The sequence below is a fragment of the Pseudolabrys taiwanensis genome (assembly GCF_003367395.1).
Lineage (GTDB): Bacteria > Pseudomonadota > Alphaproteobacteria > Rhizobiales > Xanthobacteraceae > Pseudolabrys > Pseudolabrys taiwanensis.
The window spans coordinates 5,515,904-5,529,824 of record NZ_CP031417.1; the positions used below are offsets into that span (position 1 = coordinate 5,515,904).

The following is a 13,921-nucleotide window of genomic DNA, read 5'->3' on the forward strand; positions in this document are numbered from 1 at the left end:
GCATTTTTTCCAAGCTCGCACAAAGCGAGCAAGACCATGACGCGCGAAGTGCCTATTCACGTCATTTTAGGGTTAATAGGTGTCAGCATTTGCTGTCGGATAAATCGGCGAAAGTACCGCTGAATCAGGCCCTTGCCTCAGTTGGGCTTGTAGCGGATCGGGACGCTGATCGAGATGTTCGCGCCGGGCTTCTCCGGCGGCGGCGGCGGCAACGGCGACGCGCGTGCAACCAGGGCGAGTGCGGCATGGTCGAGCGCGCTCGATCCGGACGAGCGTATGATACGGGCGCCGTGAACGCTGCCGCTGCGGTCGATCGAGAAGGCGAGCTGCACGATGCCGCTGTCGCCGCCGCCGTCGCTCGGATAGCGCTTGTAGCGTTCGAGGTGCGAGAAGAGCTGCGACATCCAGCTCGGCACGGCATTGGGATTGCCGTTGGCGCCGGGCGAGGGTGCCGCGGCGCGGTCGGCACGGTTCTCCGCGCTTGAGGGCGTGCGGGCGACGCTCGCGGTTTTCCGCGGCTTGGGCTTCTTGTGCTCTTTCGGCTTTTCCGGCTTCGGCGGCGGCATCACCGCCAGCTCCGGAGTCGGACTCTTGTCCGGTGGCTGCTCGACCTTCTCCGGCGGCTTTTCCTGCTCGGGTTCGGGCTCGACCTTGGTTTCTTCGATCGGCTTTTCCGGCTGTGGATCGGGCTCGATCACCTCTTTGCTTTCGACTTGATCGGGCGGCGCATCGGTCGGCGTCGTCGTCGGCGCGACCGCCATCGGCGCGAGGTCGATCATGATCGCGGGCGGATTGGGCAGCAACGCGTTGTCGTCGGTCCAGCGCGCGAGCAAGGCGGCCGCGCCCGCGCCATGAAAGCCGAGCGCCAGCGCGAAGCACACACCCCAGCGCGCCGCGCCCGAACGGCGAAACCACGAGGAGAGAGGCCCGTCCGTCATGGCGCCGGCTTGTCCGCGCTATCGAGGCCGACCAGCGCGACATGCAGATAGCCGGCGCTGCGCAGGTCGTTCATCAGCGTCATCAGCTCGCCGTAGGGCACGGTCTTGTCGGCGCGCAGGAAGATGCGCTGCTGCTTGTCGCCATTGGTGGCGCCGTCGAGCGCAGAACCGATGCCGGCGCGGGCGACAGGCGTGTTCTCGAGCGCGATGCTCAGATCGGACTTCAGCGTCAGGAAGACCGGTTTGTCCGGCCGCTGCGTGCGTTCGGCGTTGGCCGAGGGCAGGTCGACCGCGACGTCCACCGTCGCCAGCGGCGCTGCGATCATGAAGATGATCAGCAACACCAGCATGACGTCGATGAACGGCGTCACGTTGATCTCGTGGACCTCGCCGAGCTCGTCGCTGCCGTGATCGAGACGTACCGACATCGTTCTTTACTCGGCTCTGTTACTCGGCGGCGACGGCGCGGCGTGCCGCACGGGCAAAGGCGCCGCGGTCGAGGTCGCGGCTGACGATGCGCAGGATGGCGGCAGATGCGTCGGCGTGCTGAGCCCGGTAGCCCGCCGTCCAGCGCGAGAACATGTTGTACATCACCACTGCCGGAATGGCGGCGACCAGGCCGAGCGCCGTGGCGAGCAGCGCTTCGGCGATGCCGGGCGCAACGACGGCGAGATTGGTGGTCTGCGCTTTCGAGATGCCGATGAAGCTGTTCATGATGCCCCAGACGGTGCCGAACAAGCCGACGAAGGGGGCCGTGGCGCCGATGGTGGCGAGCACACCGGTGCCGCGGATCATCGCGCGGCTCGCCGCCGCTTCAAGCCGCTCGAGGCGCGAAGCGACGCGTTCCTTCACGCCGTCCGGCGAGAGGCTGTCGGCGGAAAGCTGCAATTCCGTGCTGGTGGCATCGACCAGGGCGCCAGCCGCGTTGCGGCGGCCCTGCAGGCGCTGCGTGACCTCACTCCAGGTGCGCGCCTGATTGAGCGCATCGATGGCCCGCGCCATGCGCGCACGGGCGGACATCAGCTCGATGGCTTTGGCGAACCAGATCGTCCAGCTCAACACTGAAGCGAAGACAAGACCAAGCATCACGCCCTTCACGACGATATCGGCCGCCATGAACATGCCGAGCGGGGACAGATCGCGCGGCAGATGGAGCGCATCGGGCCCGGCGGCGTGCATCGGTTCAGGCGTGGGCGTTGCGGCAGGCGCCGAGGCGGGCGGCGGCGCCGGCTCGGAAGCCGTCGGTTGGGAAACCGGCGATGCGTCGGTCGTTGCCGGGGCCGTGCCCGGTGCTCCGGTTGGTGGTGTGGTGGTCGTGACTGTGGGCGGCGCGGCGGTCGTGGGCGCGGGCGCGGGCGGCATCGCCGTCGTGGGCGCCGATTGTTGGACGGGCTGTTGGATCGGTGCTTGGGCCGGCGGCGGGCTTGGCGCCTGCGCCACGGCCATGGCGGGGAGCAAAAGACCAAAGGCGACAACGCCCGCGGTCAGCGGAGCACGAAACAAGCGACCCATGTCAGCACCGTCCTTCATTCCAAATCCGCCCCATAATGTTACATTGTAACATTATGGGGTCCCGCCGTCACTCGGCAGGGCTCAACTGCACGCCGCGCTTTGCGTCGAGAGCCTTACGGCTGGCTCTCCGCCGCAGCCACATGATCACGCCGGTTACGGCGAAAATAGTCGGGAAAATCCCCGTCAGCAGCACGATGACCTTCCACACCGGTCCGCTATGGCTGCCCTCGTGAATCCAGCGGATCCACGATGCGGCTTGGTCGCCGGACGCTCGCGCTGGCGCCACCACCGCCGAGCCAGCACGATCGTCGACCGACACGGTCATCGTCTCAGTTTCGGAGCGCGCCAACTGGATGCGCCATGAGGGCGCCGGTCCACGTCCGCCTTCCTGCCGCGGCCGCTCGCCCTGTTGCGTGGCGTTGGCTTGCGGGCCTCGACCGCCGGGGCCGCCAGCCATGGTCGGCAGGAAAATCGCAACCGGCGTTGCGGAAGGCTCGGTTTGCCGGGCGATTTCCAAGGCACGGTCTGCGGTGAGGTTGGTGTGCGTCATCACGTTGCCAAAGCCCGGCCGGGCGCCCGGCGGGGTCATGGTGGCGATTGACGACATCATGTTGCGAGCGGTCTGGGGGAACGAGAGGTAGATGCCCGTCAGCGACACGACAGCGAGCGGGATCGATATCCAGAAGCCCAGCATGTTGTGCAGGTTGAAGGTGAAGCGCGGCGAACGGGTCCAGCGCAGGCCGATGAGGAAGCGCCCATTGCGCGGCCACCACAGCCAGATGCCGGTGAGCGACAGAATCAGCATGGCGACGCCGACCCAGCCGACGATCTGTCGACCGCTGTACTGCGGCAGCGTCAGGTTCTCATGGAACACATGCATGAAGCCGAAGAAGGATGAACGAAAGTCCATCACATCCAGCACTTGGGCGGTCGGGGGGTCCAGAAACACCGTGAAGAAGCGCGGCGGGCCGTCCCCGCGCTGTTGCGGCCGTGCCATCACGCGCACCGGCGCGCCGGGCTCGTCCGGATAACGCAATCCCGTCGCGGCGAAATTGCCGGGCTCGCTGGCCAGCGCCTCGGTGGCGCGCGCCAGATAAGCGGAAGCCGGTTGCGCGACCTCCGCGCCGCTCACCGCGTAGCGCTTTGGATTGAAGATGGCGTCGATCTCGTCGTGGAAAACCAGAAGCCCGCCGGAAACGGAGATCGGGATCAGCAGCAGCGCCAGGCCGACGCCCAACCACAAATGAACGTTCAGCCACAGCCGGCGAAGCTTTGCCGTGCGCGTTTCCGCCATGAAGTGCCCCTTCGTCGATCGAAGGGGGACCTATAGCCCCCGAACTCCGTGCTGCAAATAGAAATCCACGCTTGGGTTGCAGATTATAAGTATTCAAAACAGTAAATATCAGTTTAGAACTATTCTAATTCCATAGTTATGTGGATGTAACAACTTATTCTTGACGGCGAATACCAGACATGGTTCCAAATAAAACCGAATAATCGCCATGATTATTACGGTTCTAAAGTATAGAAATCAAGTGGGGGCTGTAAATATGAGCTCGGAGACTTCAAGTATTCGTCATGTATCGGCCGGCAACGGCCAAACTATTCCAGAGCTCATCCGATCGAACGTTGGCGAACGGGGCGGCTACATCTCAAGCCGCGCGGTATTGCGCACCGCCGTCAGCGTCGCTTCCTTGGTCGCTGCTTCCACCGCGGTGGCGCAGGAGAGCCTTCAACTGCCGACGATTGACGTCAGCGGCGAACAGGGCGGCGGTTACCAGGCGACCCAACAATCGATCATGCGCCTGCCGACGCCGCTGCGCGATACGCCGCAGACCGTGAACGTCGTCACCCAGCAGGTCATTCAGGAACAGCGCGCCACGACGATGGAGGAGGCGCTGCGCAACGTGCCCGGCATCACCTTCAGCGCCGGCGAAGGCGGTCAGCAGGGCGACAGCCCCATTATCAACGGCCAGTCGGCGCGCGGCGATATCTTCCGCGACGGCCTGCGCGATCCGGGCTGGTACACGCGCGACCTGTTTCCGGTCGAGCGGGTCGAGGTCTACAAGGGTCCGTCGGCCTTCGCCTTCGGCCGCGGTGCCACCGGCGGCGCCATCAACAACGTTTCCAAGCTCGCCAACGGCTCGAGCTTCGCTGAAACGACGGCGACCGGCTCGTCCGCGGGCGGCTTCCGCGTCGATGGCGACGCCGCCGGCAAGGTCGGCAATATCGCCGGTCGTGTCGTCGTGATGGCGCAAGATCTCGACACCGCCGCGCGCGACAACATTTTCACCAAGCGCTGGGGCGTGGCGCCGTCCTTCGTCGTCGATATCGACGAGAGCACCAAAGCGACGCTCGCTTATATCTATCAGGGCGAGGAAAGCGTGCCGGACTACGGCGTGCCGTGGCGGCCGACGCCGACCACCAACGCGGCCACCGGCTCACGCACGGGCGGCTACAACGGCAACGGCACGGCCGTAACGCCGGTCGATGTGCCCCGCAGCAATTGGTACGGCTTTGCCACCGGCGATCTCAAGGACCTGGTGCAGACCAATACCCATATCTTGACGGGTAAGATCGAGCATCGCTTCAACGAAGCGTTCACGCTCGCGAATACGACGCGCTATATCGCGGTCGATCGTATGGCGCGACCGACGGCGCCGCGCACGCTGAATACGGCGACGGGGAGCTCGACGATTCCTGTCGGCTATCCGGAATCGCAGATGACGATCGGTCGGCAGCATTTCGAAACCGACACTGACAATACCTTCCTCGTCAACCAGACCGACGCTCTGCTTAAGTTTGAAACGTTCGGTCTGAAGCACACGCTTTCAGCCGGTATGGAATTGTCGCGCGAGACGCGCTGGCAGCAGCGCGCCAATCTTTGCTATCAGGCGGCGAGCAGCGGCTCGCCGGTCTGCCGCACCAGCTTGTGGACGCCCGATTCGGGCGCGCCGGACGGCACCTTCCCGGGCTACGGGACGCCGAACCAGACGACGCAGAACACGGTGGCGCTCTACGCGTCGGATCAGATCAAGATCAACAAGTACTTCGACGTCCTCGGCGCGCTGCGCTACGACAGCTTCAAGACCGATTATGAAAGTGCTCCGACGCAGCTCTCGCGGACCGACAACCTGTTGAGCTGGCGTTTCGGCGGCGTCTTCCATCCGGTCGAGAACGCCAGCATCTACATAACGCACGGCAACTCGTTCAATCCATCGGCGGAGTACGGTTCGCTGTCGGCGACCGGCACCAACAGCGTGCTGCTGGATCCCGAGAAGTCGGTGACGACCGAAGCCGGCGTGAAAGTCGACGTGCTCAAGGAACGGCTCAGCCTGACCGGCTCCGTTTTCCGCAACGACAAGACGAACATGCGCGTGCCGGTCGATCCGCTGAGCACGACCATTTACGCGCTGCAGGGTGAAGCGCGTATCGAAGGCATCGAGTTGGGCGTCGCCGGCAAAGTCACCGACAAGTGGAACATCCTGGTCGGCTATTCGCATTTGCGGTCGGAGATCCGCAATACGACGCAGCTCGACCGTCTGGGCAACCAGGTGCCGAACACGCCGCCGAACAACTTCACGCTCTGGACGACTTACGACGTGACGTCGGATTGGACGGTCGGCGGCGGCGCCTTCTACCAGGACAAGGCCTACGCCAACGACGTGAACACCGAGTATGTGCCGAGCTATTGGCGCTTCGACGTGATGACGAGCTACAAGATCAACCCGAAGATGGTGCTGCAGCTCAACATCTATAACCTGACGGACGAGCTTTATTACGCCCAGTACTACGGCGGTCATGCCGTCCCGGCGGCCGGCCGTTATGCGACCCTGTCGCTGCGGACCCGCTGGTAGCAGACACGCTGCTGCGACGAACCTCCAGCAGTGGCGCCCTCGCTTCTCCATGCATCGGAGAGGCGGGGGCGCTTGCTTTCGGGTTGCGCGTGCGGTTGAACGGTGGTGTTGAGGTGATGCCATGATGGTCCATGTCCCGAACGTGTTGAACGCCGAGCAGGTGGCGCGCTGCCGCGCCGTCATGGAAAAGGCAGGCTGGGTCGACGGCCGCGCCACGGCGGGCCATCAGTCGGTTCAGGTGAAAAACAATCTCCAACTCCCGGAAGGCTCGCCAGAGGCGCGCGAACTCGGCGAGATGGTGCTCGGCGCGCTCGCGCGCAGCAATCTGTTCATGTCGGCGGTGCTGCCCAAGCAGGTCTATCCGCCGCTGTTCAACCGCTACGACGCCGGCATGACCTTCGGCTCGCATGTCGACAACGCGATCCGTTCGGTCGCCGGCATGCGGCTGCGTACGGACGTGTCGTCGACGTTGTTCATTTCGGAGCCGGATGAATATGACGGCGGCGAGCTTGTCGTCGAGGACACCTACGGCGCCCATGCGGTGAAGCTGCCGGCCGGCGATATGATCGTCTATCCGGCGACGTCGCTGCATCACGTTACGCCGATCACGCGCGGCTCGCGCATCGCCTCGTTCTTCTGGACGCAGAGCATGATCCGCGATGAAAGCAAGCGCGCGCTGCTGTTCGACATGGACATGGCCATCATCAAGCTGACGCGCGACCACCCGCAGCATCCGAGCGTCGTCGAACTGACGGCGGTCTATCACAACCTCCTGCGCCAATGGGCCGAGGTGTGACGGGCTTTTAGAAGCTCTCGCGGCGTTCCAGTTCGCCGCGCCATCCACCAGCCCGCTCCGGCCTAGACAGAGCAGTCGACGGAAGCGCGGATTCTCGTCACCGGCATCAAGGTCATCGATTTGCTGGCGCCTTACGCTACGGGCGACCTCGGCTCCCTCTCGCGAAGGCGGCAACGCTGCGGGACCTTGCAGATTTGCGCCGTTGCGCTGGGCCCCCGCTTTCGCGGGGGCGAGCGGAGAAAACAAAAAAGCCGCCCCACCGGCAGGGTGGGGCGGCTTCTTGGTCGCCGAGGCGAATGAGAGAACTCAGTAGCGATAGGAGACCACTTCGCCGCCGTAGCGGCGGCCGCTCTCCGGGCCGCAATTGCAGTTCACGCCGCGGACCATGCGCGTCTCGTTCACGACGCGGGTCGCGCCCGGCACATAGCGGTTGACGGTTTCGCTGCGATAGACCGCCTCGACGCGATTGGTGGTGTTGACCTTGCGCAGCGTGATGTTGCGCACGACCGTGTTCTGGCGATGCACGACGACGGTGCGGTTGATCACCGGGCGGACGTGAACCACCAGCCGGTTTTCCTGCACGAGCCTGGTGCGGTTGACGACGTTGGTGTGATCGACGACGCGCGTGCGGGTGTTTACGACCGGCGCGGTGCGAACGACTCTGCGCGTGTTGTATTGGTAGTCCGGACGGCGGCAGTTGCAGACTGGATCCCAACGATCCTGCGCTGCCGCAATGTCTGGGAGGATCATGCCCGCCAGGCCGATGGCCAGCAGGGCGCCGAAGTACGCCTTGCACAAGTTCTTCATGATGATGCCCCGTTAACCATGTAAGTGAAAGAACTGCCTTATTTTTTCTTTATTAACCATATTTGTAAAGTGAAAATTAACCATCTGCGACCGAGCCGGGAGGGCCCCAACAAATAGGCCCCGGCACACGTGCGCCAGGGCCTATACGCTAGATGTGGTGGCGGTACCGAATTACTGGAGACGCTTGGCGGCCTCTTGGGCCAGGCTCAAATCGACGTATTTCTTGATATCGAGCGGCTTCTTGATGAAGCCCATCTCCCGCGTGGTGTCGACGTTGCGCTGCAGGGCCTCGACGTTCGGGATCAGATTGGGATCGCGGAACGTGTCCTGTTTGGTGAACAACCAGCCGAAACGATCTGCCGGTTGCTTGGTCAGCTTGGAGGCGATCTGCGCCACCTCCGCGTGGTTCTTCGGATCGGTGAACCAGCGCGTGATGCGCAGCATGTCCTCCATGAAGTCGACCAGCGCCGCGCGGTTCTTGTCGATGAAGGACTTGCGCGCCGTCCACGCGATCATCTGCGTCACGCCGAGGGCGTCGCGCTGCTCGAACAGGACCTTACCCTCCTCGTTGAGCTTGGGATTGAGTGAGAAGGGCTGCACGACCGGGATGAGGTCGACCTTCTTCTCGAACAGCATGGCCGGCATCGCCGGCAGTGGCCCTTCCAGCATGGTGTAGTCGCGCTTCTCTTCGAGGCCGTGCTTCTTCAACGCGGCGCGCAGCGCGACGTCGACGGCGCTGCCGCCGCCATTGGTGCCGACGACCTTGCCCTTGATGTCCTCGATCTTGCTGATGCCCGAGTCCTTCCGCACGTAGAACTTCGTGCTGTAGTAGCCGGGCACGCCGTCCTGAAATTCGTCGGCGATGACGCGGATGTCGTCGAGACCGGCATTCTCGATGGCGATGGCGAGCGAGGAGTAGGCGAGGTTCGAGACTTCCAGTTCGTTATTGGCGATCGCCGTGATCATCTGCGGCGTGCCCTGATAGCGCACGGACTCGATCGTGTAGGACTTGCCGAAATGCTTGGCCAGGTCCTTCTTTTCCAGAATGATGGACGCCCAGTTCGATACCGGGGCCACCCACGACATGCGGATCTTCACAGGCTCGGCCGCGTTGGCGATGCCAATGCCGAGCAAAGGCAGCGCGCAGATGCACGCCGCCGCGAGCTTCGCAAGACGCATTTCATCCTCCCTCTGGCGCCGGCATGTTTTGGCCGGCTTTTCTCGCCGCTTATTTAAAGCGCTTGGCGGCTTCCTGGACGAGGCTCAAATCGGCATGAGCCGCGATATCGATCCGATCCTTGATGAAGCCGAGATCGCGTACCGTGTCGACGTTGTTCTGCAACGTCTTCAAATCGGGCATCATGTTGGGATCGCGATAATTGTCTTTGTTGGTGAAGACCCAGTCGAAGCGCTCGGCGGGCTGTTTGGTGATCTTGGCGCAGATCTCCATCACCTCTTTATGGTTCGCCGGGTCGAGGTACCAGCGCACGATGCGCAGCGAGTCTTCCATGAAATCGACCATCGCCGCGCGGTTCTTGTCGATGAAGCCCTTGCGCGCCACCCACATCGAGAATTGCGTCACGCCCATCGCGTCCCGGGTATTGAACAAGGTGGTCGTGGCCTTGCGCAGATCGGGATTGAGCGAGAAGGGCAGCACGGCGGTGATGAGATCCGCCTTCTTCTGCGCCAGCATCGCGCCCATCGTCGGGAACGGCGCCTCGATGATCGTATAGTCGCGTTTGTCTTCGAGCTTGGACTTGCGCAGCATCGCACGCATCGCCACGTCGACGGCGCTGCCGGCGACATTGGTGGCCAGCACTTTGCCCTTGAGGTCGGCAACGGTTTTGATGGGGCTGTCCTTGGCCACCATGTATTCGTTGCTGTAGTAGCCCTTGTTGCCGTCCTGGAATTCGTCGGAGATGACGCGCAGATCGTCCATGCCGGCGTTCTGGATCGCGAGCGGCAAGGTCGGATAAGTGAGGTTGGCGACTTCCAGCTCGTTATTGGCGAGCGCGGTGATCATCGGCGGCGTGCCGGCGAAGCGGATGATCTCGAGCGTGTAGGACTTGCCGAGGTGCTTGGCGAGATCCTTCTTCTGCTCGATCATGGAGGCCCAGTTCGACACCGGCACCACCCACGACAGCCGGATCTTGACCGGTTCCGCAGCGCGCGCGGACACGGTCATCAGACCGGCGGCGCAAAGAGCGAACAAGGCGCATTTCAGAAATCGCATGGCGTCCTCCCAGACGTTGGCGCGCCTGCGCTTTAGGGCCGGCAGGCTGCGCCATAAACCCTTGATAGATTGTCGGAGGTCCAACCGACTTTGGCAAGCGCCAGAGCGTGCCGCGCCCGCGATCCGGTACACGTTCCCGGATCGCCTTTAAGCGTTATGCCGTCGACGGATCGTGCGCTTCCGGATGCCAGATCAGCAGACGACGGCGCAGGATCGCCATGGCCTTGACCATCAGATAGCCGACCACGGCGATCTCGACGATGCCGGCGAATACGCCGACGGAATTTGCAAAGCGCGAAGCCGTCATCATTGCGCCGCCGAGGCCATAGCCGCCCATCAGCATTTCCGTGACGACGGCGACGATCAGAGACAACGGCAACGCAACCTGAAAGCCGGTCATGATTTGCGGTAAGGCTGCGGGCAGCACCACCTGCCACAGCACCTCGCGTTCCTTGGCGCCCATGTTACGCGCCGACCACAGCAGCTCGCGCTCGACGCCCTGGATACCGACGATGGTGGCGGCGACCACCGGGAAGATCGCATCGAACACGATCATGGTGATCTTGGAAACGTCGTAGACGCCGAGCCACAGAATGATCACCGGCAGGAAGGCGATCTTCGGCATCGGAAAACCGATCGAGATGATCGGATCGAAGAACCAGCGCGCGACGCGCAAGCGCGACATCGCCATGCCGAGGAGAACGCCGCCGACCGCGGCGATGAGGAAGCCGGCGAGAGCGCGGTAGAGCGTGAGGCCGGTGTTGATGAAGAAATCGCCCGTGGTGATGTCGGCCCAGATTCGGACCAGCACCTTGCTCAAGGCCGGCAATTGGAAGGGCGTGAAGGTGCCGCTCGTCGCGAGCCATTCCCAGGCCGCGAGCAACACCAGGACCGAAAAGACGCGGGCGAAGCCCCAGGCCACGCGATAGGCGAAGCGCGCGGCCTTTTCGGGGAAGCCGTTCGGCGCTTCGGCGATTGTCGTGCCGTTCATGCCCGCCATGCCAGAGCCCGCTTGGTGATCAGGAGATAGACGCGGTCGGCGGCGAAGCCGAGGAAGGCCACGGTGAAGACGACCGCGTACATGGCATCGTATGTGCCGTTGGCGCCGAGCGAGCCGATCAGGTAGCCGAAGCCCTTCTGCGCAACGATCAATTCGGACGATACCAGCAGGATGAAGGACAATGCGAGCGCGGTGCGGATGCCGTTGAGCAACTCCGGCATCGCGCTCGGCACGACGACGTCCCACAACATGCGCAGTCGGCTTGCGCCCATGCTGCGCGCCGACCAGACGAGATGGCGCTCGCTCGAGCGCGCGCCGTTGAAGGCGCCGATGGTGACCGGCAGCATGCAGCCGAGGAAGATGAGCAGGATCTTCGAGCCGTCGCCGAAGCCGAGCCAGATCACCGTCACGGGGATCAGCGCGGATTTCGGCAGCGGATAGAAGATCTCGACGATCGGCGCGAGGAGAACGTTGACCGGCTTGAACCAAGCCATGGCAATGCCGAGCACGCCGCCGATGACGACGGCTAGGGCGAGCCCGGCGAAGGCGCGGTAGATCGAGGTGACGCCGTTGGTCACAAGCTCGCCATCCTTGATCATGTCGATCCAGGCCGAGACGACGTCGGACAGAGGCGGCAGGGCCAGTGGCGAGACGAGGCCGAGCCGCGAGGACAGCTCCCACGCGGCGGCGAGGATGAGCAGGGGACTGTAACGGATGAACGCCTTCATCGCTTGACGCCCTGCGCCTTCGCGGCCTCTTCCTTCACCAGGTTCCAGAGCTCGTCGACTTTGTCGACGAAGAAACTGTTCTTGAAAATATCGGGATCGTTCTTGTCGAACTTTGTGTCGACGATGGTCTTGATGCGGCCCGGCCGCGCCGACATCACCGCGACGCGGTCGGCGAGATAGACCGCCTCCTGCACGTCGTGAGTGACGAAGATCACCGTCTTCGGCGTGCGCTGCCAAATCGACAGCAACTCACGCTGCATCAGGCCGCGCGTCTGCGCGTCGAGCGCGCCGAACGGCTCGTCCATCAGCAGGATCTTCGGATCGAAAGCCAAAGTGCGGGCGATCGCGGCGCGCTGCTTCATGCCGCCTGACAGTTGTGAGGGATAGCTGTCCTCGAAACCCGACAGGCCGACGAGATCGATGTATTGTTGCGCGCGCGCCTCGCGCTCGGCTTTCTGCATGCCCTGGCGTTCGAGGCCGTAGAGAACGTTACCGCGCACCGTCTTCCACGGGAACAGCGCGAAGTGCTGGAAGACGATGCCGCGGTCGGGGCCAGGCGCGGTGACTTTTTTGCCGTCGACCGTGATGCTGCCGATCTCGACCGGCAGGAAACCGCCGATCAGATAAAGCAGTGTCGACTTGCCACAGCCGGAGGGGCCGAGCAGCGCGAGGAATTCACGGTTGGAGACGGAAAGCGATATCTGGTCGAGCGCCAAGACCTCCCGTCCGACCGGCGGCCGGTACATGTGGTTGACGTTGTCGACGATGATTTGGGCGGGCGCGTTCATGATGACATGAAGCCTCCCCAACGGCGCGCGTCTGTCAAGCAGTCACAGCGCGCGCCGATACAAATCGTGTCCTGTGATGTGGGACACATCCCGCTTTTGCGGCAACGCAAACAAGCTCTCAACCAAGCTGCGCGGCTTGCGCGTGAAGGTGCAGCAGGTCGGGGATCGTCTTGGGATCGCGCCGGCCGAAGCCGCATTCGGTGGCGACGCCGAAATTGCGCACGAATTGTTTTGCGGCTTCAAGCCGCCGCTTCGTCCCATCGATGCCATCGGTGTAGTGGACCAGACCGAGACACAGCCGCGTCGTCGGTGCGAGCTCGAGCCGTTGCAACGGCGCGAAGTAGGCGGCATCGGACCGGTCTCGCGGTACCGGCATGTGTATCTGCGCGATCTGGCGCTTGAGCTGTCCCGCCAAGCGGTTCGCATAGTCGACCATGTCACCCATATCTGTTGGCTCGATGACGTGGCGATGGCCGGCATCGCCGTAACAAAAGTGAAACAGCAGGTCGATGTCGGCGGGCACGTGGTCCGCCAATCTGACGACGATCTTGGAGAAGGTTTCCTGCATCTCCTCCTTGGTGTTGCCATAGGGCGTGGGCTGGTCTCGCTCGAGCCGGGCAAAGACCGCGGAAGCAATGTCGAACTGGATGGCGATGTCGTCGTGCGGCAGCGCGGCGGCGATCTTGTCGATCTCGCGCAGCACGGCATCGTTGTAGATCGGATCGATGTCGCGTTGCAGGTCCTCCTGCACGAACAGCCAGATGACCGAATGCGCGGGCACGAGGTCGATCTGGAACTTCACCTGCGGCGGGATCTTGCCCGCGCGTTTCAGCGCCGCGAAGGTGGCGTACGACTTCTTCGCGATATCGGCATAGAACAGGTTGTCGAAGCGAACGTCCTTGATGGAGACGCCCGGTTTGAGCTGATAGCGGCGATGCTTGGCGGCCTTGCCGTGCAGTTGAAAGGTCTCGGGCGACAGCTCGAAGGCCGGGTTGTCCCGGAATATCGGCTCCAGCCAGGTGATCCAGTCGATCCGCTCCCCGGTTTCGCCGTCCGGCAAGGTGAGGAGCGTCGGGCCGAGCGCCGCGCTCACGGTCTCGAACACGGTGGCCGCGTCGGCCATCGGCACGCTGCCGACCAGATATACGTTGCGCGCGGTCATTCTCGTCTCCTTCGTGTCGTTTCCTCGCGGGCGGTTCAGACGCTGCCCTGCTGACGCGCAAATTGACGCCGGGACGGCGATCATGTCCAATATGAACAAT

At 63.3% G+C, this 13,921-nt stretch carries 13 protein-coding genes; 2 read left to right on the forward strand and 11 right to left on the reverse strand.

Annotation, left to right across the window (positions count from 1 at the left end):
* Positions 1-137 precede the first annotated feature (137 nt).
* The 4 genes from DW352_RS26160 to DW352_RS26175 all read right to left on the reverse strand — a co-directional run bounded on the left by DW352_RS26160 (position 138) and on the right by DW352_RS26175 (position 3,744).
* Positions 138-938 carry an energy transducer TonB family protein gene (locus DW352_RS26160; RefSeq protein ID WP_115694083.1) on the reverse strand — a complete coding sequence of 267 codons (801 nt, stop codon included), beginning with the start codon at positions 936-938 and terminating at the stop codon, positions 138-140.
* A complete protein-coding gene (gene exbD / locus DW352_RS26165; RefSeq protein WP_115694084.1) occupies positions 935-1,366 on the reverse strand; it encodes a TonB system transport protein ExbD in 432 nt (143 codons plus the stop codon). The genes DW352_RS26160 and exbD overlap by 4 nt, the downstream gene beginning before the upstream one ends.
* Positions 1,367-1,385: 19 nt before the next feature.
* Positions 1,386-2,117 (reverse strand): tonB-system energizer ExbB, encoded by a 732-nt coding sequence (gene exbB / locus DW352_RS26170; protein WP_342634886.1) that lies wholly within the window; start codon positions 2,115-2,117, stop codon positions 1,386-1,388.
* Positions 2,118-2,517: 400 nt separating this feature from the next.
* Positions 2,518-3,744 carry a PepSY-associated TM helix domain-containing protein gene (locus tag DW352_RS26175; protein WP_115694086.1) on the reverse strand — a complete coding sequence of 409 codons (1,227 nt, stop codon included), beginning with the start codon at positions 3,742-3,744 and terminating at the stop codon, positions 2,518-2,520.
* Between the two features lie 400 nt (positions 3,745-4,144).
* On the opposite strand from DW352_RS26175, the gene DW352_RS26180 reads away from it, so the two are divergent.
* Positions 4,145-6,307: a TonB-dependent receptor gene (locus DW352_RS26180; RefSeq protein WP_162827211.1), complete on the forward strand. Its 2,163-nt coding sequence runs from the start codon at positions 4,145-4,147 to the stop codon at positions 6,305-6,307.
* A 121-nt stretch (positions 6,308-6,428) separates the two neighbouring features.
* On the forward strand, positions 6,429-7,103 hold the full coding sequence (locus DW352_RS26185) for a Fe2+-dependent dioxygenase (protein ID WP_115694088.1): 675 nt from the start codon (positions 6,429-6,431) through the stop codon (positions 7,101-7,103).
* 306 nt (positions 7,104-7,409) lie between these two features.
* Here the strand turns inward: DW352_RS26185 and DW352_RS26195 are convergent, their stop codons facing one another.
* The 7 genes from DW352_RS26195 to DW352_RS26225 all read right to left on the reverse strand — a co-directional run bounded on the left by DW352_RS26195 (position 7,410) and on the right by DW352_RS26225 (position 13,821).
* Positions 7,410-7,910, reverse strand: coding sequence for a hypothetical protein (locus DW352_RS26195; protein ID WP_115694090.1), 501 nt, complete (start codon positions 7,908-7,910; stop codon positions 7,410-7,412).
* 171 nt (positions 7,911-8,081) lie between these two features.
* Entirely contained in the window at positions 8,082-9,089 is a 1,008-nt protein-coding gene (locus DW352_RS26200) for an ABC transporter substrate-binding protein (RefSeq protein WP_115694091.1), read from the reverse strand.
* 49 nt (positions 9,090-9,138) lie between these two features.
* The gene (locus tag DW352_RS26205) at positions 9,139-10,143 is read right to left on the reverse strand and encodes an ABC transporter substrate-binding protein (RefSeq protein WP_115694092.1); all 1,005 of its coding nucleotides are present in this window, start codon (positions 10,141-10,143) and stop codon (positions 9,139-9,141) included.
* Between the two features lie 154 nt (positions 10,144-10,297).
* Entirely contained in the window at positions 10,298-11,134 is an 837-nt protein-coding gene (locus tag DW352_RS26210; protein ID WP_162827212.1) for an ABC transporter permease, read from the reverse strand.
* Positions 11,131-11,871 (reverse strand): ABC transporter permease, encoded by a 741-nt coding sequence (locus DW352_RS26215; RefSeq protein WP_115694094.1) that lies wholly within the window; start codon positions 11,869-11,871, stop codon positions 11,131-11,133. The genes DW352_RS26210 and DW352_RS26215 overlap by 4 nt, the downstream gene beginning before the upstream one ends.
* Positions 11,868-12,659, reverse strand: coding sequence for an ABC transporter ATP-binding protein (locus DW352_RS26220; RefSeq protein WP_115694095.1), 792 nt, complete (start codon positions 12,657-12,659; stop codon positions 11,868-11,870). Before DW352_RS26220 ends, DW352_RS26215 begins: the two co-directional genes overlap by 4 nt.
* Before the next feature lie 118 nt (positions 12,660-12,777).
* Positions 12,778-13,821, reverse strand: coding sequence for a uroporphyrinogen decarboxylase/cobalamine-independent methonine synthase family protein (locus tag DW352_RS26225; RefSeq protein WP_115694096.1), 1,044 nt, complete (start codon positions 13,819-13,821; stop codon positions 12,778-12,780).
* Positions 13,822-13,921: the final 100 nt, after the last annotated feature.

What these genes read in the sequence shown, in the direction of transcription:
- exbB (WP_342634886.1), bottom strand. Translation starts at nt 2,117, where the DNA reads ATGCACGCCGCCGGGCCCGATGCGCTCCATCTGCCGCGCGATCTGTCC.
- exbD (WP_115694084.1), bottom strand. Translation starts at nt 1,366, where the DNA reads ATGTCGGTACGTCTCGATCACGGCAGCGACGAGCTCGGCGAGGTCCAC.
- DW352_RS26185 (WP_115694088.1), top strand. Translation starts at nt 6,429, where the DNA reads ATGATGGTCCATGTCCCGAACGTGTTGAACGCCGAGCAGGTGGCGCGC.
- DW352_RS26205 (WP_115694092.1), bottom strand. Translation starts at nt 10,143, where the DNA reads ATGCGATTTCTGAAATGCGCCTTGTTCGCTCTTTGCGCCGCCGGTCTG.
- DW352_RS26200 (WP_115694091.1), bottom strand. Translation starts at nt 9,089, where the DNA reads ATGCGTCTTGCGAAGCTCGCGGCGGCGTGCATCTGCGCGCTGCCTTTG.
- DW352_RS26225 (WP_115694096.1), bottom strand. Translation starts at nt 13,821, where the DNA reads ATGACCGCGCGCAACGTATATCTGGTCGGCAGCGTGCCGATGGCCGAC.
- DW352_RS26195 (WP_115694090.1), bottom strand. Translation starts at nt 7,910, where the DNA reads ATGAAGAACTTGTGCAAGGCGTACTTCGGCGCCCTGCTGGCCATCGGC.
- DW352_RS26220 (WP_115694095.1), bottom strand. Translation starts at nt 12,659, where the DNA reads ATGAACGCGCCCGCCCAAATCATCGTCGACAACGTCAACCACATGTAC.
- DW352_RS26210 (WP_162827212.1), bottom strand. Translation starts at nt 11,134, where the DNA reads ATGAACGGCACGACAATCGCCGAAGCGCCGAACGGCTTCCCCGAAAAG.
- DW352_RS26175 (WP_115694086.1), bottom strand. Translation starts at nt 3,744, where the DNA reads ATGGCGGAAACGCGCACGGCAAAGCTTCGCCGGCTGTGGCTGAACGTT.
- DW352_RS26215 (WP_115694094.1), bottom strand. Translation starts at nt 11,871, where the DNA reads ATGAAGGCGTTCATCCGTTACAGTCCCCTGCTCATCCTCGCCGCCGCG.
- DW352_RS26160 (WP_115694083.1), bottom strand. Translation starts at nt 938, where the DNA reads ATGACGGACGGGCCTCTCTCCTCGTGGTTTCGCCGTTCGGGCGCGGCG.